Below are 22465 nucleotides of genomic sequence, written 5' to 3' on the forward strand. Positions count from 1 at the left end.
AGGCTTTCACCTCGAAAAAAGGAGGAGCAACATGTCGGCAGTCCGCAAATCCGTTTTGGAACAAGGCCCATACCAGCTGGAAGTGATTCAGTGCACCCGGCAGCCTGGGAGCCTGCGCATTACGAAGCGGGCTTGCGCCCTGCGTTATCGCATGGCGCAGAAAGACGATCTGAAGATCCCCAATGACGAATACGGGATGGCGCGCCGGAGCGGTCTGGATATATGCCGCAAGTGCCCGATCGGCAGACGTTTTTCAAAGACGCTGGCCAACCAGCTGGACAGCGAGGAGTCGAAGCGCCGCGTAGCCATCCCCTTTCAGAAAGAACCGTTCGACATCCCGCTTGAGGAACTCTCCTGAGCATTTCGGTGATGCCCGGACGGTCTTTCGGATATCGGGACGATCAGATGATCGAGGATCGAGGATCGAGGAAAAGAACGATGGTAAACGCGCGCTCCGTTTGTTTCGGCACTGTCTGCCTGCTGGTCACATGCCTTTCGACGGCTGCATTTATGGCGGCACCCGGCGGCGTTTCAGCGGAAACGGCGATCATTTCCAGCCCAATAGACTTCTGCAAGGCCATCTCCGCCGTCGCCAAACGAAACATCCCGGCGGTGGTGCACATCGAGGTGGTCCAGCGGCAAAGCATTTCCAACCCGTTTTTCCCCTTCGAAGAAGAACCTTTTTTCCGGTTCTTCTTCGACCTGCCCCGCATGCCGCGTGAATTCAACCGGGAGTACAAAGGAATCGGCTCAGGGATCCTCATGGATGCCGACGGGCACGTCCTCACCAACAACCACGTCGTTTCAGGGGCGACCGAGATCAAAGTCCTGATCGCAAGCGGCGAATCCTACCCCGCCAAGCTGATCGGGACCGAACCTCAGACAGACCTGGCCGTACTCAAGGTCGAGGCCCCGAAGCCTTTCACATACGTCACCTTCGGCGATTCGGACAAGATGGAAGTCGGGGACTGGGTGGTGGCGATCGGACATCCCAGGGGACTCGACCACACCGTGACCCAGGGGATCATCAGCGCCAAACACCGGCGCGGGATTCTCAGCCCCAGCAGCTATCAGGACTTCCTTCAGACGGACGCGGCCATCAACCCGGGCAACAGCGGCGGGCCGCTCCTGAACCTGCAGGGAGAAGTGATCGGCGTCAACGCCGCCATCGTCTCCCAATCGGGGGGATTCGAAGGCATCGGCTTCGCCATACCGAGCAACATGGCACTGCATGTCGCCCGCCAGCTCATCTCACACGGCAAGGTCTCGCGGGGCTGGATCGGGTTGAGCCTTCAGGATATCACCCCGCTCCTCGCCCAGTCCTTCGACCTGCCTCAATCCAAAGGCGCCCTCGTCGCCGATGTGGCCGAGAAGAGCCCGGCCGGCGTGGCCGGCCTCAGACGCGGGGACGTGGTCCTGAGCTACAGCGGAAAAGCTGTCACCGATTCTGCAGACTTGAGAAATCTCATCGCGGGCAGTACAATCGGGTCGACAGTCCAACTGAAGATTTGGCGGAACGGCGAGGAAATTCCGATATCGGTGCCGGTGGGCAACCTGCAGGAGGCCCATGACATGAAATTAGTGTCCTTGCGCGCCAAACTCGGAGTGGACCTGCGCCCCCTCAGACCGGAGGAGAGCCGCAAATACGGGCGGAAGATCCGCCAGGGCCTCGTGATCGAGTGGATCGATCCGGCCGGCCCCATGGGGCAGGCCGGCTTCGAGGTGAACGATGTCATCCTCGAGGTCAACGGGAAGGGCGTAAGGAGCCTCGAAGCGCTTTGGGAAGAACTCAGCGCCACCCATCCGCGGCACCGCCGGATCACCTTTCTGGCGATGGACCATCGCAGCGGGCGCACCGGGTACGTTCAACTCCCGCTTAACTGAAGTTGACCCTGGAAGAAACCGGTCAGAAGTCTGGTCCAAACCTCAACCCCTATGAATCGGAGGAGAACAAAACCATGATCCATCCTGTAAAAATGCGTATCCGCGCGGTCTTACAGTTGTCTCTCGCCCTTCTCGCAACGGTCTTCCTTGCCTCGCCCTCGAGCGCCGCCTTCCCCGGCTTCGGCAGCAAGATGCCGACCTCCTTCGCGGATCTGGCCAACGAAGTCAAGAGCGCCGTCGTGAACCTCTCGACCACCCAGGTGATCAAGGAATCCCCTCTGCATCCGTTTATGGGCCCGGACTCCCCCTTCCGCGAATTCTTCGGGGACGAATTCTTCAAACGCTTCTTCGGCAATCAGGGCGACACCGAATTGAAGACCCACGCCCTGGGCTCGGGCCTCGTCATCAGCGAGGAAGGCTATATCCTGACGAACAACCATGTCGTCGAGAAGGCCTCGGAGATCAAGGTGAAGCTGGAAAACGGAAAGGAGTACGACGCCAAGATGATCGGCCGCGACCCGAAGACGGATCTGGCCCTGATTCAGGTCACGCCTGACGGCGACTTTCCGAAGCCGGCGCGCCTGGGGGATTCAGACAAGATCCGGGTCGGGGACTGGGTGATGGCCGTGGGGAACCCCTTCGGCCTCGGGCATACGGTGACGACCGGCATCATCAGCGCCAAGGGGCGCGTGATCGGGGCCGGTCCTTATGACGACTTTCTGCAGACCGACGCCGCGATCAACCCCGGCAACAGCGGCGGCCCGCTGTTCAATATGGACGGAGAGGTGGTCGGAATCAACACGGCCATCGTAGCCCACGGGCAGGGCATCGGCTTCGCCATACCGGTCAACGTCGCCACCGCCCTGCTGCCGCAGCTCAAAACGGGCAAGATCGTGCGCGGCTGGCTCGGCGTCATGATCCAGGACATCACCCCCGAACTCGCCCAGTCCTTCGGGCTTCAGAATACGACCGGCGTCCTGGTCTCCGACGTGCTCGCCGACAGCCCGGCCGAGAAGGCGGGCCTGAAGCGCGGGGATGTGGTCCTGCAGTTCAACGGCAACAATGTCCTGGACGCCAATGCCCTTTCGCGGGCCGTCGCGGCCACCGCCCCCGAAAGCAAGATCCCCATGCAGATCGTCCGCGGCGGGCAGCAGAAAAATATCGACGTGGTGATCGGGACCATGCCGGATGGCGAGCAGGGTGAACCGGTCAAGGAAGGGCAAACGGAAGAGACCCGTTGGGGCATCACCGTTCAGGAGGTGACGCCTGAAATCGCCAGGCATCTCGGGCTGGACCCCCAGGAAGAAGGGGTCGTCATTTCGAACGTGAAGGGCGGCAGCCCGGCACAGGAGGCCGGCCTTCGGTCAGGCGACCTCATCAAGGAAATCAACCGCAAGCCGGTCAAAAACCTGAAAGACTACCAGGAGGCCCTCGAAACGGCCACCCGGGAAGCGGGTCTCCTCCTGCTGGTCAAAAGGAGCAAAGGAACGTTTTATGCCGTCCTGAAGCCGGCGAACAACTAAGGCTGCATCCGTCCGGCGGCAGCGATCAGGGCGACGGGAATCTTCTGCCCGGAGGTGATGCCTCGGCGCAAACCGGGTGCTGCCTGATCCGCCGTTTGCTCCATCAAAACCCAAATTGGAGGGTTGCCATGACAAAGCAGATCTCCTTCACCAAATACGAAAACCTGGTCCTGCCCCATTTCAGGGACAAATTGAACAAGGCGGAATCGACCGAAGACGTGAAGAAGTTTTTCGTTCAATCGGCCGCCGATCTGATGGACAAGATTTTGGAAGGGGCGGTCGAACTCGAGAATGAAGACATCGCCCTGCTGCCCGACCAGCCGCCGCATTACAAGATCAGCAAGCGTCTTTTATCGTTTGCGCCCTTCAAGGATATCTGGGGCGAATCGGACCTCGCCCGCGTCTTCGAACGGCTGAGTGAATCAGCCATGAACCGTTACCGGCATCTGCAGAAGCATCCCGAAAAGACCGATTCCAAGATCAGGATGTAGCGGAACCAGGACAAAAAAACAAAGGCGCCCCGCTCTCCCGCAACGGGAAAACGGGACGCCTTTTTTGCTTCACGAAAAGGGCATCGCTGTAAGGGAGAGAGGCCGGCTAATACACCACGACGTTCTTGGCATCCAGCATCCCATCCACGAGGGTCGCGCCCGCCACCACTTCCGCCCCGTCGATCAACTCCTCCGGCGAGATCTGCCTCGCCTGAATACAGGGATCGCAGACCCACAGCTTCCCCCCGTGCTCCAGGAACAGGTCCCGCAGATCCTCTAGCGCCGGGAGCCCCGACGCCTTGACATGGCGCGCATACTGCTTCATCGCCAGGTAGACACCCATCGACTGGAGCACGACGATCACCTCCACATCCATCGCGAGCGCAGCGTTTCCAAGCACAAACGGGAGGGTGGCCTTGTCCGGGTTTTCCTCTGCGCAGGTCGTAATAAACAGCAGCCTTTCCTTTTTCTCCGTCATCAGTCCGTCTCCTTTTCTCTGATTATGATGCGTCTCGATCAAACAGAACGACTTCTCACGCCGCTTCAAATGAGGCCGTCAACTGAAATACATTTGTCATAAAAGAGCCAGTTTGTGCTGAAAGGTTACTGGAAAGGGGAGGAAAAGTGAAGCGGAGAAGGCGCTCAAGCCCCTGCCAAGAGGCCCTCGGCGTCAGGAGGGGAAACGGGCCCACCCTTATTCGGGAGCGAGGAATTCGGCAGCCGCTAATTGATCTCGAAATCCACTTTGATCTTGAACATTTTTTTGGCAGGAAGGTTCAGGATCTCGACCCCGCCGGTCTCGGCCGATATCTCGGCCAGCGCCTGCTCGATGCGATCCATGTCCTCGGCGATGAAGGTGAACCAGATATTGTAAGGATGGTTTCTCAAGTAGTTGTGGGTCACCCCGGGGTAGCGGTTCACCACGTCCACGAACCGCTCCACGTGCTCGGCCGGGACCCTGGCCGCGCAGAGGGTGCTGGTGAAATGGAGCCGGTTCGAGTGGAAATTGCCCCCGATCCTGCGGATGACACCGGCTTCCTTGAGCCGTTGTACGCGCGAGATGACTTCTTCCTCGCCCAGATTCAATCGTTCGCCGAGGTCCCGGTAAGGCCTTGATGTAATCGGAAAATCAGACTGAATCTCGTTTAAAATCGCCTTGTCGGTGTCGTCCATGTCCGTTCCACGAACCCGTTGGCTTTCGTCCGAAACCGGAGAGCCCTTGTTTCACCGGCCCCATCGCCGGGCTTTATCCTCCAGCCGGCCTCCCCTCTGTCGGGGCGTTTGGACAAGAGCGCAAGATGACGCAAAAGGCCTCCGTTCATGAGAAGGAGACGATCGGGGTTGACATCTCTTTTCCGGGTGAAAATCAATCGTGGGGCGCAGCCCCTGCCGAACCGGTGCGGGCGGGCGGCTGGTACGCGCAAAGCGGCTCCTCGGCCAGGAAGTTCCCCGTCGCCTCGTAGGCCCGTGCGCGGCAGCCGCCGCAGACCCGCAGATATTCGCAGCGGCCGCATTTGCCCTCGTAGGCCGAAAAATCCCTGAGCTTCAGGAATACGGGCGAATGCTGCCAGACCTGCTCGAAGGACGACTGCTTCAAATCCCCGCAGTTCAGCTCCAGATAACCGCAGGGCTGGACGATGCCGTCGTGCGAGATGAAGCAGAACGCCGTCCCGCCCAGGCACCCGCGGGTCACGGCGTCGAGGCCGTACGTCTCGAAATTGACGGTCTCACCCCGGGCATGCGCCTCCTGGCGCAGGATGCGGTAGTAGTGGGGCGCGCAGGTGGCCTTCAGATGCAAGGGAACCTGGTCCCGCATCCGGTAGAACCAGTGCAGGAGTTCCTCGTACTGGTTGGCCTCGATCTCCTGGTTGACCATCTCCCGCGCGCGACCGGTCGGCACCAGCAGGAAGATGTGGTGCGCAGCCGCGCCCAGCTCGACCGCTAGATCCAGGATGCGGTCGATCACGTGGACATTGTGGCGGGTGACCGTCGTGTTGACCTGGAACTCGATCCCGCCCTCCCGCAGATATCGGATCCCGCGCAGGGCCTGATCGAAGGCCCCCGGCACCTGGCGGAAGGCGTCGTGCTCGGCGGCGGTGGCCCCGTCCAGGGAGATGCTCACCCGCTGGATGCCGGAGCTGCGCATCCGTCCGACCATGGACGGGTCGAGCAGGGTCCCGTTGGTTGCCATGACCATCCTGAGCCCCAAGTCGGTGCCTTCGCGCGCGAGGTCGAAGACATCCTCCCGCATGAGCGGCTCCCCGCCGGTCAGGATGATGATGGGGCTGCCCACTTGGCTGATCTGGCGCAGAAGGTCGCTGCAGGCCGCATGGTCGAGTTCCCCCCCGTAGGGGCCGCGCTCGGCCGAGGCCCGGCAGTGGACGCAGTTCAGGTTGCAGCGCCGTGTGATCTCCCAGGCGACCAGGCGCAGCTGGGACCCGGGGCCGGCCGGCCTTTGCCCGGCACGCATTTTCTTTCCGTGGGATGGCTTATCCGGATGCATCGCGGCAGCCTCAGCGCATCAGCACGGCGGCGTCGCGCGCAAAATAGGTCAGGATGATGTCGGCCCCCGCCCGCTTGATCGCGGTCAGGCTCTCGAACATGACGCGCCGCTCATCGAGCCAGCCATTGGCGGCCGCCGCCTTGATCATCGCGTATTCCCCGCTCACCTGATAGGCGGCAAGCGGCAGGTCGGAGATTTCGCGCACGCGCCGGATAATATCGAGATACGCCAGGGCGGGCTTGACCATGATCATGTCCGCCCCCTCCTCGATGTCGAGCCGGGCCTCTTTGAGGGCCTCCCGCGCGTTGGCCGGGTCCATCTGGTAGGTCGTCCGGTCGCCGAACTGCGGCGCCGAATCGGCCGCCTCGCGGAACGGGCCGTAGAAGGCGGAGGCGTATTTTACCGCGTAGGAAAGGATCCCGGTGGACTGGAAGCCGGCCTCGTCCAGGGCGCGGCGGATGGCCGCGACGCGGCCGTCCATCATGTCGGAGGGGGCGACGATGTCCGCGCCCGCCCGAGCATGCGACACGGCCTGCCGGGCGAGCAGGTCCAGGGTCGCGTCGTTGTCGACCCCGCCCCCGCGGATCAGGCCGCAATGCCCGTGGTCCGTGTATTCGCAGAGGCACACGTCCGTGATGACGACCAGGTCGGGCAGGCGCTCTTTCAAGGCCCGCACGGCGATCTGCACGATCCCGTCATCGGCCCACGACCGGCTTCCCGTCGCATCCTTGTTGTCCGGCAGTCCGAAGAGGATCACCGCCGGGATGCCAATCTCCCAGAGGGCTTCCGCCTCGTCTACCAGGGCGTCCACGCTGAACTGGTACTGGCCCGGCATCGATCGGATCGGGTCGCGCACCCCCTCCCCCGGTTTGACGAAAAGCGGGGCGACGAGGTCTTTTACCGAGAGGGTCGTCTCCCGCACCATGTCCCGCAACGCGGCCGATTTTCTCAGCCTCCGTGGTCTTACGATCATAACGCTCTTTCCGTTCCTGTCGCCCGCACGCCGGTCTCAGCCGCGGGGGCGATCTCTTCGTCCGTCAGGTAACAGGCCGGATCCTCCGCCCAGACGTTCCCGGTGACCGCCTCGGCCCGCACCCGGAAATTCCCCCCGCAGATGTCCAGCCACCGGCACCGGGCGCACCGCCCCTCGACATAGCGCTTCTTGTCTTTGAGCCTCGCCATGAGGGGGTTCGACAGATCCGACCAGATCTCGCTGAAGGGCCTCTCGCGCACGTTGCCGAAGGAGTGATGCCGCCAGAACTGGTCCGCATACACCTCGCCGTCCCAGCTCACGCACCCGATGCCCCGCCCCGAGCTGTTGCCCTCGTTCATCTCGAGCAGCCGAAGAACCTCCGGGGCCCGGGGGCTTCCCTCCCGCAGCATCCGCAGATAGAGGTAGGGGCCGTCGGCGTGGTTGTCGACCGTCAGGACCTCCTTTTCAAGGCCACGGTCGAAGAGGTCGCGCGTGCGGTCGATGATGAGGTCCACCGCGCGGCGGGCCTCGCTGCGGTCGAGATCCTCCTCGACCAGGTTCGAACCGCGCCCGGCGTAGACGAGGTGGTAGAAGCAGACCCTCGGGATGCCGTGTTTTTCCAGGAGATCGAAGATGGCGGAGATCTCCTGGACATTCATGCGGTTGATCGTAAAGCGCAGCCCGACCTTGAGGCCCACGTCCTGGCAGTTCCGGATCCCCTCCATCGCCGCCCGGAAGGCGCCCGCCTTGCCGCGGAAGCGGTCGTTGACCTCCTCCATCCCGTCCAGACTCACGCCCACATAGGACAGTCCTACATCCTTCAGCCGCGCCGCCTTTTCCTTCGTGATCAGCGTGCCGTTGGTGGAGATCACGGCGCGCATCCCGCGCTTGACCGCGTACTCGGCCAATTCGGCCAGGTCGGGGCGCACCAGCGGCTCCCCGCCGGAAAAAAGCAGCACGGGCGCGCCGAATGCCGCCAGGTCGTCGATCAGGGCCAGCCCCTCGGCATGCGACAATTCCCCTTCGCGCCGGCTGTCGACAGCCTTTGCGTAGCAATGGACGCACTTCAGATTGCAGGCCTGGGTCACATTCCAGACGACGACAGGCTTCTTGTCGGCTGAAAACTGCAGCAGGTGCGACGGCAGATCCTTTGAGCGCCGTCCGTAACGCAGCGCATCGGAAGGCTCAACGCTCCCGCAGTAGAGCTTCGATATACCGATCATCTCTCGTCACTATCCTCCTCGGAACCCGCTGCGCGATCGCGAACGGCGTTTCCGGGGATCTCCGTCTCATCCGGCGATCCCGGTTGAACCGATGAGCACGAACGGCTGTAGGTCCTCTTGATCAGGTCGTTGATGAAGCCCTCCATATCCGTCACGGCCTCGCGTGTCAACGTGAACCGCGCCATGTCCGAGCGGTCCCGAACGAGCTTCAGACCGTATTCCAGCCGCTTGGCGAGCTGGAATGCCAGCGGACCGACCTCCTGACCGGAGGCGATGGCCTGGAGAATGATCTCATCCACCGCACCCTCGTCCAGTTCGAGGCCGACCTCGAGCTTCTCGTGCCAGTGCGCCTCCTCGTCCCGAATCTCGCTGACCATCTCCACGAACGCCTCGACGGCGCTGTTTATATCAGAGAGCGTCTCGAAATACAACGCCGCGATGACCCCGGTCCGCGCTTCGGAGATGCTCAGCCCGGTCCGGACGCCCAGTTCGTCGGCGCGCCCCATGATATAGTTCTTGATCTCCTGGAGTTCCCTCTCCCGCGCACGGTCATAGCGGTCGCGCACGGCCTGCTCGTGCGGGGCCGCCAGCAGCTTCCGGAGTTCGGCCTCAGGGTCTGTCACCACCTCGGACGTCACCAAAAAACGCTTCAGGCCGGTGGAGGGAAGCCGCTTTTCGAAAGGGATCAAGACCTTCTCGATGACGCTCACCAGGCCGCGCGCGCCGGTCTTGTGGGCGGCGGCCATCTCGGCGATCTTCTCGAGCGCTCCGGCCTCGAAGGCGATGTCGATACCGTAGGATCGGAAATCCAGCCGCTTGCTGATGATAATGGGGTTGTTGGGGTTGTTGAGGATCTCGACCAAATCGGGCTTCGTCAACTCATCGAAGACGACGATCACCGGCAGACGCCCTACGAATTCGGATTCGAAGCCGAATTCGATCAGGTCCTGGGCCGTCACCTCCTTGAGGATCTCCCAGGGCACATCGGTCGGAGAGACCTTGGCCTCGAACCCCAGCCCCTGCTTCTGGAGGCGCTTCTTGATGATCTGAGCGAGGTCGCCGAAGGCGCCGCTCATGATGAAGAGGATGTTCCGGGTGTTGACGACCTGCTTCTCCTTCTTCCCGGTCTTGCGATACTGCTCGATCGCCTGGATCTGGCTGATGGGGTCGTGCGGGACCTTGAGATCGACGTCCGTCTCCTCCATGGGTTTGAGGAGCGCGCGCTGGACCCCGGTCCGCGATACGTCGTGCCCGATGATGTTCCGGGATGAGGCGATCTTGTCGATCTCGTCGACGTAGATGATCCCGTTTTCCGCCAGGGCGATGTCCTCCCCGGCTTCGTAGACGAGATCCCGCACCAGGTCCTCCACATCGCCGCCGACATACCCCGTTTCGCTGAATTTGGTGGCATCGCCCTTGACGAACGGGACCCCGAGTTTTTCGGCGATCAGCTTGACGATATAGGTCTTGCCGACGCCCGTCGGGCCGATCATGAGTACGTTGTTCTTGATCATCCCGACGCGGGAGGATTTCCCCCCCTTGCGAAAGGCGGTGTGCTTGATGCGGTTGAAATGGGTGCAGATCTTGGTGGCCAGCACGGACTTGGCCTGCGACTGCTTGACGACGTAGCTGTCGAGGTATTCCTCGAGATCCTCCGGAAGCATGTTGAACTGCCCTTCACGATCCGGCCCGAAGCCGACCGGGGTCTGATCGGTGCGGTCCTCGCCGGGCCGTGGAAAAACCAAGGGGGACACGATCTTGATCCTGCTCCCGTATTTCTTGGAAAGGTACTCGCTCAACTCCTTTTCGAGTTCCTTCTGGTTCGGCACCTTTCCAGTGTCCTTCTCCGCCTGTCCCAATGTATCATCCATTTTCATAAGCTTTTCCTGTAGGTTCGGACCCCGATCCACAGGGGTCCTTATTCATGCCATTTTTTTCCTAAAATAATTTATTCATAATATATCCATTACCCGGACCATTTCAAGCGCCGCCTTCAGAAAGGAATCGGTTGACGGGCCGGGCCGTTTTCATTAATGTCACCGGTAAGCGCAGCCGGCGCCCTTCGAATGAGAGCAAGCGGGATGCCGGCGGATTGTTCGCTCGATGAAACGCATCAAACCTCTCCTGTTCAGGAAGATCCCATGGTCAGCAGACTCGAAATCAGACTCAAACCGGAATTGACCGACGCCGAGGGGGAAAAGATCCGCCGAAAGGCCCGCGCCTACTTCGGATACGACGTCGCGGATGTCCGGACCATCCGCGTCCTCACCTGCACGGCAGACCTCTCCCGGGATGCGCTCGAGCGGGTACGGACGGAGATCTTCACCAACCCGGTGACGGAGGAATCCGCTTTCGCACCGATCGCGCGCGGCTTCGACTGGCTGATCTGGGTCGGGTTCCGCCCCGGGGTCCGCGACACCGCCGGCAGCACCGCCATCGAGGCGATCGAGGACCTCCTCGGCATCCGGTTCGGCGAGGGGGAGGCAGTCTACACCTCGACCCTTTACGAGCTCCGCGGGAGCCTTCGGGCCGGGGAGGTCGACCACATCGCCGAGGGGCTTCTCGCCAACGGCATCATCCAGCAGTGGCGGATCTATTCGAAGACGGAGTGGGACCCGTCGGAGGGCATCGGGTTCCCGGTCCCGCGGGTCCTGCTGGACCACGAACCGCAGGTGGACGTGATCCCGCTCGACAGCGACGAGACCCTTCAGCGGATCTCGGATGCCCGCAATCTCGCCCTCAACGCCAAGGACATCCCCGTCATCCGGCGGTATTTCCTGCGGGAGGACGTGCGGGCCGAGCGCGCCTCGGTGGGGCTCGACCTGCCGACCGACGTGGAGCTCGAGTTCATCTCCCAGGCCCGCAGCGACCACTGCAACCACAACACCTTCCGCGGACGTTTCCACTATAAGGATCTGGCGGCAGGAACGACCGAGGTCGTCGACAACCTTTTCAAGACGTGCATCGAGGCCCCCACGCTCGAAATCCAGAAGCGGAAGGACTGGGTCGTGTCCGTGCTCTGGGACAACGCCGGGGTCGGCCGCTTCGATGCCGATCACAATTACGTCATCACGGGGGAGACCCACAACAGCCCGTCCAACATGGAGGCCTACGGCGGATCCTTGACCGGGATCGTGGGGATTTACCGCGACCCCCTCGGCACGGGAAAAGGCGCCAGACTGATCCTCGGGATGTACGGATTCTGTGTCGGTCCGCGCGACTACGCGGGCGAACTCAAACCGCACCTGCACCCGAGGCGCCTCCTGGACGGCGTCATCGAGGGGGTGCGCGACGGCGGGAACAAGAGCGGCATCCCCACGCCATACGGCATCCTGCTCTTCGACGAGAGCTACCTCGGAAAGTGTCTCGTCTTCGTGACGGCGCTCGGCATCATGCCCGCCCTGGTGGCCGGTGAGCCTTCCCACCTGAAGACGACCGAACCGGGCGATCTGATCGTCATGTCCGGGGGGCGTGTCGGGAAGGACGGGATCCACGGTGTGACGGCCGCCTCCGAGAGCTACAGCGAGCACACCCCCGCGGGCCATGTGCAGATCGGGGACCCCTACACCCAGAAAAAGATGCACGACTTCCTGCTCGAAGCGAGGGACGAAGGGCTCATCGCCTTCATCACGGACAACGGCGGCGGCGGGCTGTCCTCATCGATCGGGGAATCCGCCCGATTCAGCAACGGGTGCCGGGTGGATCTCGACAAAGTCCCGCTGAAATACGCGGGCCTCGATCAGTGGGAGATCTGGGTGTCCGAATCGCAGGAGCGGATGACCATCGCCGTCAAACCGGAGCGCATCGACCGCTTCATGGAGCTGTCGGCCACCCACGCCGTCGAGAGCACCGTGATCGGGGAATACAACGACTCCGGCTACCTGCGACTCGATTATCACTCCCGCCCCTGCGCCTACGTCCGGCTGGACCTGCTGCAGGAGGACTTTCCCCAGTGGGAGTTCGAGGCCGAGTGGATGCCGCCCGAGCAACGGGGTCTTTTCGAGCCCGTCATCACCGAACCGCAGCGGCACGGGGCGCTGTTGAGGGCCCTTCTGGCGCGGCCGAATCTCTGCGCCCGCAACTGGATCCCCAGGCAGTACGACCACGAGGTCCAGGGCGGGAGCGTCATCAAACCCCTGCTCGGCGTAAACGGCGACATCCCGACGGACGCGGCCGTCGTCCGGCCGATCCTGGACAGCCCGAAAGGGCTGGCGGTCGCGCAGGCCCTCCATCCGACCTATGCGCCCATCGACACCTACCCGATGGTGGCCGCCACCATCGACGAGGCGGTCCGGAAGGTCATCGCGGTCGGGGCCGACCCGGAGCAAATCAGCGGCGTCGACAACTTCTGCTGGCCGACGGTCCAACACCATCCTGTGGACAACCCGGACGGAAAATACAAGGCGGCGCAGCTCGTGCGCGCCAACCAGGCCCTCCGGGACACCTGCCTCGCCTACGGGATCCCGCTCCTCTCCGGCAAGGACAGCATGTACATCGACGGAAAGCTGGAGGGCCCTTACGGGGAGCGGCGCAAGGTCTCCGGCCTCCCCACCCTGCTCTTCACCGCCTGCAGCGTGGTGGAGGATGCGGCGGCCTGCGTGACGATGGACTTCAAGGCCGCGGGCGATTTGATTTACCTGATCGGGCGGACCGCCGACGAGCTCGGCGGAGGGGAGTTCTATCAGATGATGGGGACCACAGGCCTGCACGTCCCCCGCCTCGAGGCAGCCGAATCCCTGGAGGCCTACCGGAGGCTTCACCAGGCGATCCGGGAAGGGCTCGCGGCCTCCTGCCGCGCAGTCTCGCGAGGCGGGCTGGCGGTGCATCTGGCCCTCTGCGCCATGGCGGGAGGCCTGGGGCTCTCGCTCGATCTCGCGAAGGTCCCCGCCGCCGGTGAGGTTGCACCTACCCAGCTTCTCTACTCGGAATCGTGCGGCCGCATGATCGTCACAGTGGCGCCCCGGAACCGCGAGCGTTTCGAGCGCTGCCTCGGCCCCGGGGTTCCGTGGTCGCCGGCGGGTCAGGTCCAGGAAGACCGCCGGATGACCGTAACGTGGAAGGGTGAGGCGATCGGCCTCGACGAACCGCTCGAGGCCCTTTACGAAAGCTGGCACAGCCCGTTCAAGGATTTGCGATGAATACGGTAAAAGCGCTGGTTCTGACCGGCTACGGATTGAACTGTGACTACGAGACCCACTACTCCCTCCAAAGGGCCGGTGCCCAGCCCCACCGCGTGCACATGAACCGGCTGATCGGGAATGCCCCTTCCGGAGCGGAAGTGCGGCTGGAAGACTATCACATACTGGTCCTCGGCGGAGGATTCAGCTGGGCGGACGATCACGGGGCCGGCGTCTTGATGGCCGCCAAGCTCCGCAACCACCTCGGCGGGCAGATCCTGCGGTTCGTCGCGGACGGGCGCCTCGTGATCGGGATCTGCAACGGCTTTCAGGCGCTCGTCAACCTCGGTCTCCTCCCCGCATTCGATGCCAATTACCATGAGCGCAGGGTCGCCCTCATCTCCAATGACCGGGGCAACTTCATCGACACCTGGGTCAGGCTCCGGGTCGACCCGGATTCCCCCTGCGTCTTCACCCGGGGAATCGACGCCATCGAGATGCCGGTGCGCCACGGCGAAGGCAAGTTCTACGCGACCGGGGAGGATCTCGAGAGGCTCAGGGAAAACCACCAGATCGTCCTGCAATACAGCGGCCGGGACGGGCAGACGGCCGATGGTCGATGGCCCCTCAACCCGAACGGCTCCCTGATGGACATCGCCGGCATCTGCGATCCCACCGGCCGGGTCTTCGGGCTCATGCCGCACCCCGAGGCCTTCAACCACTGGACCAACCATCCCCATTGGACCCGCTCGAAAGAGGAGCGCCTCAGGCGCGGAGAAACGCCCTGCCCGAATCCGGACGGCGACGGGATCCGCCTGTTTGCGAACGCCGTGGCCTATATCCACGAGGCCTTCGGTTGATGGATTTCTCCAGAGGGAACCGGCCTCCGCAACCCGCCGGTCTCGCTTTCCACTTGACAAAGGCAAAAATTTGCGGCTAACTAGATCGTTGAATGTTTCACTGAACCTAAGGAGCGCTGTCATGGCATCGAATTCGAAAAGAACATCAAGCATCCGCAAGAAAAAGGACAAGCCCAACAAGAGAAACATGAAGGCCGATCAGAAAAGGCTTCAGGAAAACGCCAGGCGCCTGAAGGAACTGGCCGCCGACCAAGGTTGAACCCGCTTCGATCGCCGGCCTCTTTCAAACAGGAGCTTCCCCCAAAAGCTGGTTCACCGCGGCATCGGACCGCAGCACCAATCCGGGCCTTCGGCAGGGGAATGGGCCTTCCGCGCGGCCGAGCGATTTTTAGGATGCTGACTGAAGCAGGGTCCCCTGCTTTGCCTCTCCCCTCAACCCGCTCATTCGGCGGGTTTTTTCTTTACATCATATCCAGATTCATCTATATAGAGAATGAATGTTCATTCACCTCCAGCCGCCGGTCTGCTGGAGGCCTTTTGTTCCCGGATTTCCCCTCGGAGGTGCGAAGGGCTTGCAGCGTGCATCTCTTGGAGCCGGGGACGCACCTTCGGGTTCTGAGGGGCCGTCCCCCGGAGAGGCAGGGTCTGGGGCCACCCACCCGATGACGAAACGCCTGGCGGCTTTGACCGGGCAAACCACACCTTACAACCAGAGGAGCTGTTTATGAAAGACGTTGTCATCGTTTCGGCATGTAGAACGGCCATAGGGGCCTTTGGCGGCACCCTGCGGGACATGAATGCAGCGCATATCGGGGCTGTTGCCATGCGGGAAGCCATCAAGCGGGCGGATATCGACCCCGCCCAGATCGACGATGTCCGCTTCGGATGCTGCCTTGAACCGGCCGATGCCCTGAACGTCGCCCGCGTGTGCGCCCTGATGGCCGGCATCCCGGATCACGTCACGGCGGTGACCATCAATCGGGTCTGCATCTCGGCCATGGAGTCCGTGATCTCCGGCATGGCCATGATCCAGGCGGGCATGGCCGACATCATCCTCGCCGGCGGGGTCGAGCACATGTCGGGGGTCGCCTACACGGTTCCAAGCGCCCGCTGGGGATGCCGGCTCCAGGACCAGGTCTTCGTGGACACCATGATCCACGCCCTCCACTGCGGATCCCATCTGATCCCCGGCCCGGAATCCGGCCCCCTGAAGGAAGGCATGCCCCTCGAACTCTTCAAGGGCAAACCCTACATCATGGGTCACACGGCGGAGTTCATCGCGCAGATGCACGACATCTCCCGCGAGGAGATGGACGAGGTCGCCCTGCGAAGCCACAACAACACCGAGCGGGCCACCCTGGAGGGGGATTTCAGGGAGGAGATCGTTCCGATCGAGGTCCCGCAGAAAAAGAAGCCGCCGATCATCTTCGACAAGGACGAACATTTCAGGCCGGGCCTGACTATGGAGGCCCTCGCGAAGCTGCCCCCGGCATTCATCCCGAAGATCGGCAAGGTCACGGCGGGGAACGCCTCCGGCATCAACGACGGCGCAAGCGCCATGATCATCATGAGCGCCGAGAAGGCGAAGGAACTCGGCAGGCAGCCGATCGCACGCATCCGGGCCACCGGCCGGGGCGCCTGCCATCCGTCGGTCATGGGACTGAGCCCCGTCCCGGCGGTGCGGAACCTGCTCGACCGGAACCCCGGCATCAAACTCGCCGATTTCGAGCTGATCGAACTGAACGAGGCCTTCGCCGCCCAGTACATCGGGTGCGAGCGCGAACTCGGCCTCAACCGCGAGATCACCAACGTCAACGGCTCGGGGATCGGGCTCGGGCACCCCGTCGGGTGCACCGGCGCCCGCATCATGGTGTCCCTCCTCTACGCCATGAAAAAGCGCGGGAAGTCCTTCGGCCTCGCGACCCTGTGCGGCGGAGGCGGGGTCTCCATGGCCTGCGCGCTCGAAATGCTCTAGGGGCTTCAAGGGGGACGCTCCTCAGGGAGCGTCCCCCCCGCCCTTACAGATTGCTGTCGACGGCCAGGCCGCCCCATGGGAGGCATTCCGGAAAAAGATCACGCGCCTCCAGCAGGCCGGCCACATCGGAGCAGAGCGCTCCGCTTTCCTTGATCATGGCACCGTCGGCCCCGATCCACCGCAGGAAGCAGCCGACGGCGGCCCGTTCAATCAGTTGAATCGTCACATCCTCCTTCTTGGCCTCTGCCAGCAGGACCTCTTCGCTGCCCGGAGCCGGCTTCATACTCCATCCTTTGCACACGGCGCACCCTTCCGGATCCGGGGCGCTCGCTCATCGCGCGGCCTGCGCCCCCTCCTTCTCGATCTGTTCGGTTATCGTGTTCCGGAGGACTACTTTATTCACCTTGCCGACGTTGGTCAAGGGAAGGGCGTCAACGAGTTCGAGCCGCTCAGGGAGTTTGAATTTCGCTATCCGGCGCTCCTCGAGGAGAAAACGGTTCAGCTCCGCAAGGGTCAGCGCCTGCCCGGGCTTGGGGACGATAAACGCGCACACGCGTTCACCCAGGAGCAGATCGGGCATGGCGACGCAGGCGCAGATGTCGACCGCCGGGTGGGCCAGAATGTGGTTCTCGATCTCCTCGGCGCTGATCTTTTCGCCCCCGCGGTTGATGCAATCTTTCAGCCTTCCCTCGACGACCACATTGCCGCTCGTATGGAGCCTCACCAGATCGCCCGACTTGTAGTACCCGTCCGGGCTGAAAGCCCTGGCGTTGTATTCCGGCGCCCGGTAATAGCCGCGGATCGTATAGGGGCCGCGGCACCAGAGTTCTCCCATCTCCCCGGACTCAACCTCTTCACCTGTAGAGGGGTCCGCTATCTTGAAATCGTCGCCGGGGGATTGCGGCCGCCCCTGGGTCCCGAAGCGCACCTCGTCGGGGTCATCCAGCCGCGTCCAAAAAAGCGGCCCTTCCGCCATTCCGAGACACTGTTGAACATCGCAGCCAAGCTCAGGCCGAACCCGGAGGGCCACCTCGGGATTGAGCTTCGATCCCCCCGTTAGGATAATCTTCAGGGATTCCAAATGGTAACGACTTCGATCCGGGTGGTTGAGGACCGCGATGACCATGGCCGGCACCGCGATCCAATGGGTCACACGATACTTTTCGATCACTTCGAGGGCAGCGTCCGGGGACGGAACGGCGCTGAGGACCTCGCAGCCCCCGGCTGAAGCGACCCCCATGAACCCGGGGCAGGCCAGCGCAAAATTGTGCTGCTGGGGAATCGCAAGCAGAAGAACGGTGTGTCCATCGAGCCCGCAGACCCGGGCGTTGCAGAGGAAGTTGTAAATATAATCGTTGTGCGTCCTCGGGATGAGCTTCGGGATCCCTGTCGTCCCCCCGGAGAGCTGCAGCACCGCAGGCAGATCGGGATCGGGCCTCGGAAAGGAAGGGTCCTTTATCCGCTCTTCGATCGGATCGGCGAACAGGGCGTCCAGGGAATAATATCCCGGGCGCGGCTTCCCGCCGCTCACCAACACCATATCGAGGGATGGCGCTTCCTTCTGGATGTTTTCCGCCATCTGCTGTTTGTCCGCCTTGCGGAAAACGGCCGGGATAACCAGTGCCCTGGCCTCGGCCAGTTTGGCAAAAAAGCCGATCTCGGCCTCCTGATGCGGAGGGAGGGCCATGATCGGGATCCCGCCGGCTTTGAGGATCGCCAGATACGTGATGAGCACCTCGGGTTGATTCGGGAGCTGCAGGATCACGCGGTCATAAAGCTTGAGCCCGAGGGACTTGAGATGCAGTGCGAGCCGTGTCGCCAGACGGCCGCATTCCTGGTAGGAGTAGACGCGCCCGTTTTGCGCCGCGACCAGGAGGGGATTGGATGCAAAGCGCTCGAAGCTTTCCTCCATGACTTCCGTGATCGTCTTGTCCAGCCAATATCCCTCCTGACGGTAACGACGGGCGAATTCCGGGGGCCAGGGAACAAATCCTTCCATTTTCTCCCTCCTTTGATGGGGTTCTTTCTCGTGAGCGATCTGAAATTTCCGCCCGGACCCACCCCGCAGGGGTAGGACTGAGCAAGGGAAACGAGTTTCTACCAGGAAATCCTTTCCGGATGGAAACAGCTCTATTTCAATCACTTCGGAGAGCAAAAGCTGTGCCACAAGATTTTTATTGCATATCAATAGGTTGGATAACTGAGAAGGTCTTTCTTGCAGAATATTTTCAGTCTTGGTTGAAAGAAAATTGCAATGCTGACCGCTATACACCTTGCGGAAGGACCTTTTTCGAGATAAACTGATTGAGATAACTGATTCAGACAAGAAGAGGTGCGAGTCCCATAGCCTTTGAAACCAACCGCCAGGGGGTTCAATGGATGCAAAGCAATTTTTCCACGAGCGACATGAAGAGATCGTATGTTTATGGTTTGACATACTTCATAACGATCCGTCCACGCGTTACCATCGGGAACCGCCCCAGGATCTCCGCAGATTGATGAACTATGGAGCCCTTGCCCTCCGCCGCGTGATGCTGGAAGATGATTGGACCGACCTGAAGGAGTTTATCACCCATATCGCAAAAAAACGCTTCAGTCAAGGCTTCCAGGTTTCAGAGCTTCAGATGGCCTTCGAATTTTATCGTCAAGCGCTAACTCCCCTACTATTTGCGGAGATCAATTCGCCAAAATTAGAACAGCTGATAATGAAACTCCAGGAATGCATGATTTTCTCCCTCACTAAATTCTCTGAATTTTTCCAAGGCATCCATGAAAATTTTCTGCGGAACCATACCGAAATCCTGGAAAATCAGATCAAGAGTCGCACCCGTGAACTGGCCGAGTCCCGCCAGAAATACAAAACCCTTGTAGAGGAAATCAACGAAGGCTTCTTCGTTCTGGCGGAAGGCCTCATTGTCTTTGCCAATCGTATGTTCGCCGAGATGCACGGATGCGAGCTGACAGACGTTCTCGAGAAAAAATATCTAGACTTCATCGCAGATGAGCATAAAGAGAAGATCCGAAACGTCTACAAACTGAGCCAGAGAGAGCCCCATGTGCCAGTCAGAATGGAGTACCTGCGCTTGTGTAGGGACGGCCGAAAGTTGCCGACGGAAATCTTGGCCAAGCGGACGATATTCGGACATCACACAGCCAATATCGGGATTTGCAGCGATATCGGCGAGCGGGTGGAACTGGAGAAGAAGACGCGGGAGGCTGAAAAACTGAAGGCCCTGGCTCAGCAGGCCGCCTCTCTGGCCCATGAAGTGAGAAACCCGCTTTCCACAGTGCGGATCAATCTCCAACTGCTGTACCGAAACGCCACCAAGCCGGAGCAGATCGGCCTTTTGCAGGCGAGCCTCGATGAAGTCGTTCAGATCGAACGGACCCTGCAGGAGATGATGGATATCAGTTTTCCGGTGAGGTTGTCACTCCAGCCGGTCCATCTCAGATCGTTGCTCCAGCACTGTCTCAACAGCATGCGGCAACGCCTGCTCAACAACCAGGTGAAGACGTTCCTCCGCTTGGAACGGGGTGCCGAGGGCATCCACGTGGACCCGCACCGGATGGAGCAGGCCCTGGTCAACCTGCTTTTCAACGCCGTCGAAGCGCAGCCTTCCGGAGGCAAGGTAGCGATCTCCGCCCGGCCCCTCACCAAAGGGGCGGACCCGTGGGTGGAGATCCTGATATCGGATCAGGGCCCCGGGGTGCCCAAGGAGATCCTTCCTTACATCTTCGACCCGATGTTCAGTCAGAAGGCGATGGGAACCGGATTGGGGCTGCACAACGTCAAAAGGATTGTCGAGGCGCATGGCGGCTCGGTGCGTGTCAAGCTGAACCGAAAGCGCGGAATGAGCTTCTACTTGAATCTACCGGCGAGGTGAAATGGTGATCACACGTGCGCTGATAATCGATGACCAGGATTCGCTCCTGAATTCCCTGAGGATCTTTTTCGAGCTGCGGGGATGGGAGGTAACCACCGCCTCGACGGGACGGGAAGGGTTGAAAAAGGCGCGCACCTTGCAGCCCTCCCTGGTGATTCTTGATTTGAGGCTGCCGGATATGGACGGGCAAGAAATTCTGGAACGGCTGCGCCATGAGATGCCCGCAACTCAGGTGATTGTCGTGACCGCCTTCCAGGATATGGACAATACGATACGCTGCATCAAGCTGGGCGCTTTCGACTTCATACACAAGCCGATCGATATCGACGAACTGGAAACGGCCTTGAACCGTTTCAGCAACGTGAGCAAGGCCCAGGGGGCGAAGCCCCCCATCGAGGCGCCGCTGCACTCCGTTTCCTGCGAAGATTCGCCATACATCGTCGGAAAGAGCCAGGCGATGAAAGATGTCTTCAAGAAGATCGCGATGGTATCCGATTCCAGGGTCACAGTGCTCATCCAGGGAGAAAGCGGGACGGGGAAAGAACTCGTAGCTCGGGCGATACACTATCAGGGGGCCTATCGGAGCCATCCTTTCATGGTGGTCGATTGCTCGATACTCGTGGACACACTGACTGAAAGTCAGCTCTTTGGATATGAAAAAGGCGCCTTCACCGGAGCCGAAATGATGCGCAAAGGGACGCTCGAGTCGGCCGGAGAGGGGACGATCTTCTTCGACGAAATCGGCGAACTGCCACTGCGGCTGCAGAGCAAGCTCCTCCGGTTTCTCCACGAAAAGGGATACACCCGCGTAGGAGGCACTCAGCCGATGCACTCCGAAGCACGCATCATCGCTGCAACCAATCGAAATCTGGAGCAGATGGCATCGGAGGGGCGAATGCGTACCGATCTTTTTTATCGGCTGCAGGTGGTGACGATCTACATGCCGCCGCTCAGGGACCGCCGCTCTGACATCCCGCTTCTGGCCTCCAGCCTTCTCGAAAAGATAGGACACAAGTTGAGAGTACCGATCAAGAGCTTGACCAACGGGGCGATGCAGGAACTGGAGAGCTATTCCTGGCCGGGCAATGTCCGGCAGCTTGAAAACACCCTGACCAAAGCAGCGGTTTTAACCAAGTCTTCCGTGCTGGACAAAGAAGATATCATTCATGCAAATGCGCACATCGACCGGTCCTCCCCCGAAAAGGGAGGGGTGGACAAGACACTGGCGGAAGTCGAAAAGGAGCACATTCTGCGGGTCCTCAACGCAAAAGAGGGGCATCTCGGGCAGGCGTGCCGGACGCTTGGAATCAGCCGGCCGACGTTGAGAAGCAAGCTGAAGCAATACGGGGTGAACCAGACTTGAAAGGCCCGAACTGCAGGCGGTCGCCGGAGGTCAGTGCTCCGAGCCGCCTGTTTTTTCGGACTTTTTCAAGGCTGATTCGAACTCTTTGAAAAATTGATCTTTTTCGCGCCAGTCGGGGCCGAACTTGCTGTTGAAATAGGCGCCCAGGCCCGAGAACAGTTTCGACCAGACGGATTCCTTCCTGCCGAGGACGACCTCTTCCAGGAACTCAGGCAATTCCCGCATCTTCTCTTTGGGCAGAAACGACACGGCACCCAGCTTGATGGCCTTCTTCAGGGCCTCGGGCGTGAGGGCGTGGGCCGTCAGCATCACCGTCGGGAACCCCATGGCGACCGACGTCCTAAGGAGTTCGAAGCCGTTGACACCCATGATATCCAAGATCACGATGTCGTATGTGTAGTTGAGGAGATACTGCGTAGCCGTGTCGAAGTCGCGTGCTTTGTAAAGGATGCACATGTTCAGGATCTCCTCGATGGTTTCAAGGACATCCGGCTCATCGTCGACCGCAAGGATCACCTTGTCTTTCAGTACGCTGCTGTCCATCATCTTGACGTATTTCCTCTTTTCCAGTCTTTGAAACAACGGTTTTCCGGTTATATTAACGGCTTCGAGGAGCGTTGCCCAGCAAAGATCCTCAGGCGCGGGAAACCTCCGGGAGCGGCCTTCCGG

19 protein-coding genes are annotated in these 22465 nt (G+C 61.1%); 10 read left to right on the forward strand and 9 right to left on the reverse strand.

Annotated features, from left to right (window positions below):
• Nucleotides 1–31 precede the first annotated feature (31 nt).
• The 4 genes from H567_RS0105725 (at nt 32) to H567_RS0105745 (ending at nt 3898) form a co-directional block, all read left to right on the forward strand.
• Entirely contained in the window at nt 32–358 is a 327-nt protein-coding gene (locus tag H567_RS0105725; protein ID WP_028320667.1) for a hypothetical protein, read from the forward strand.
• Nucleotides 359–438: 80 nt separating this feature from the next.
• Nucleotides 439–1884, forward strand: coding sequence for a Do family serine endopeptidase (locus H567_RS23290; RefSeq protein ID WP_161626570.1), 1446 nt, complete (start codon nt 439–441; stop codon nt 1882–1884).
• 74 nt (nt 1885–1958) lie between these two features.
• Nucleotides 1959–3407: a DegQ family serine endoprotease gene (locus H567_RS0105735; RefSeq protein WP_028320668.1), complete on the forward strand. Its 1449-nt coding sequence runs from the start codon at nt 1959–1961 to the stop codon at nt 3405–3407.
• A gap of 128 nt (nt 3408–3535) precedes the next feature.
• A complete protein-coding gene (locus H567_RS0105745; RefSeq protein ID WP_028320669.1) occupies nt 3536–3898 on the forward strand; it encodes a hypothetical protein in 363 nt (120 codons plus the stop codon).
• A 106-nt stretch (nt 3899–4004) separates the two neighbouring features.
• Here H567_RS0105745 and H567_RS0105750 read toward each other — a convergent pair whose 3' ends face one another.
• From H567_RS0105750 to H567_RS23300, 6 genes are all read right to left on the reverse strand, one after another.
• On the reverse strand, nt 4005–4376 hold the full coding sequence (locus H567_RS0105750; protein ID WP_028320670.1) for a DsrE family protein: 372 nt from the start codon (nt 4374–4376) through the stop codon (nt 4005–4007).
• A 245-nt stretch (nt 4377–4621) separates the two neighbouring features.
• On the reverse strand, nt 4622–5071 hold the full coding sequence (ahbA, locus tag H567_RS0105755; protein WP_028320671.1) for a siroheme decarboxylase subunit alpha: 450 nt from the start codon (nt 5069–5071) through the stop codon (nt 4622–4624).
• Nucleotides 5072–5264: 193 nt separating this feature from the next.
• The gene (ahbD, locus tag H567_RS0105760; protein ID WP_051184519.1) at nt 5265–6368 is read right to left on the reverse strand and encodes a heme b synthase; all 1104 of its coding nucleotides are present in this window, start codon (nt 6366–6368) and stop codon (nt 5265–5267) included.
• Between the two features lie 43 nt (nt 6369–6411).
• The gene (gene hemB, locus H567_RS0105765; protein WP_028320673.1) at nt 6412–7374 is read right to left on the reverse strand and encodes a porphobilinogen synthase; all 963 of its coding nucleotides are present in this window, start codon (nt 7372–7374) and stop codon (nt 6412–6414) included.
• Nucleotides 7371–8597, reverse strand: a complete 1227-nt coding sequence (ahbC, locus tag H567_RS23295) for a 12,18-didecarboxysiroheme deacetylase (RefSeq protein ID WP_051184520.1) — start codon at nt 8595–8597, stop codon at nt 7371–7373. Before ahbC ends, hemB begins: the two co-directional genes overlap by 4 nt.
• On the reverse strand, nt 8594–10468 hold the full coding sequence (locus H567_RS23300; RefSeq protein ID WP_167330931.1) for an AAA family ATPase: 1875 nt from the start codon (nt 10466–10468) through the stop codon (nt 8594–8596). The genes ahbC and H567_RS23300 overlap by 4 nt, the downstream gene beginning before the upstream one ends.
• A gap of 270 nt (nt 10469–10738) precedes the next feature.
• Here H567_RS23300 and H567_RS0105780 point away from each other — a divergent pair, with 270 nt between their 5' ends.
• The 4 genes from H567_RS0105780 to H567_RS0105795 all read left to right on the forward strand — a co-directional run bounded on the left by H567_RS0105780 (nt 10739) and on the right by H567_RS0105795 (nt 16549).
• A complete protein-coding gene (locus tag H567_RS0105780) occupies nt 10739–13735 on the forward strand; it encodes an AIR synthase-related protein (RefSeq protein ID WP_028320674.1) in 2997 nt (998 codons plus the stop codon).
• Nucleotides 13732–14574: a phosphoribosylformylglycinamidine synthase subunit PurQ gene (locus tag H567_RS0105785; protein WP_028320675.1), complete on the forward strand. Its 843-nt coding sequence runs from the start codon at nt 13732–13734 to the stop codon at nt 14572–14574. The genes H567_RS0105780 and H567_RS0105785 overlap by 4 nt, the downstream gene beginning before the upstream one ends.
• A gap of 121 nt (nt 14575–14695) precedes the next feature.
• Complete coding sequence (locus H567_RS28400) at nt 14696–14833, forward strand: hypothetical protein (protein ID WP_153306067.1); 138 nt, start codon at nt 14696–14698, stop codon at nt 14831–14833.
• A 465-nt stretch (nt 14834–15298) separates the two neighbouring features.
• Nucleotides 15299–16549: a thiolase family protein gene (locus H567_RS0105795; protein ID WP_028320676.1), complete on the forward strand. Its 1251-nt coding sequence runs from the start codon at nt 15299–15301 to the stop codon at nt 16547–16549.
• Nucleotides 16550–16592: 43 nt separating this feature from the next.
• On the opposite strand, the gene H567_RS0105800 is transcribed toward H567_RS0105795, so the two are convergent.
• The gene (locus tag H567_RS0105800; protein ID WP_028320677.1) at nt 16593–16832 is read right to left on the reverse strand and encodes a hypothetical protein; all 240 of its coding nucleotides are present in this window, start codon (nt 16830–16832) and stop codon (nt 16593–16595) included.
• 48 nt (nt 16833–16880) lie between these two features.
• Nucleotides 16881–18548 (reverse strand): (2,3-dihydroxybenzoyl)adenylate synthase, encoded by a 1668-nt coding sequence (locus H567_RS23305; RefSeq protein ID WP_035253511.1) that lies wholly within the window; start codon nt 18546–18548, stop codon nt 16881–16883.
• 724 nt (nt 18549–19272) lie between these two features.
• On the opposite strand from H567_RS23305, the gene H567_RS0105815 reads away from it, so the two are divergent.
• Nucleotides 19273–20433 (forward strand): two-component system sensor histidine kinase NtrB, encoded by a 1161-nt coding sequence (locus H567_RS0105815; RefSeq protein ID WP_244155429.1) that lies wholly within the window; start codon nt 19273–19275, stop codon nt 20431–20433.
• A gap of 1 nt (nt 20434) precedes the next feature.
• Nucleotides 20435–21796: a sigma-54-dependent transcriptional regulator gene (locus H567_RS0105820; protein WP_028320679.1), complete on the forward strand. Its 1362-nt coding sequence runs from the start codon at nt 20435–20437 to the stop codon at nt 21794–21796.
• 30 nt (nt 21797–21826) lie between these two features.
• Here the strand turns inward: H567_RS0105820 and H567_RS0105825 are convergent, their stop codons facing one another.
• Complete coding sequence (locus H567_RS0105825; protein ID WP_028320680.1) at nt 21827–22342, reverse strand: response regulator; 516 nt, start codon at nt 22340–22342, stop codon at nt 21827–21829.
• Nucleotides 22343–22465 lie beyond the last annotated feature (123 nt).

It is taken from the genome of Desulfatiglans anilini DSM 4660, from assembly GCF_000422285.1.
Taxonomy (GTDB): domain Bacteria; phylum Desulfobacterota; class DSM-4660; order Desulfatiglandales; family Desulfatiglandaceae; genus Desulfatiglans; species Desulfatiglans anilini.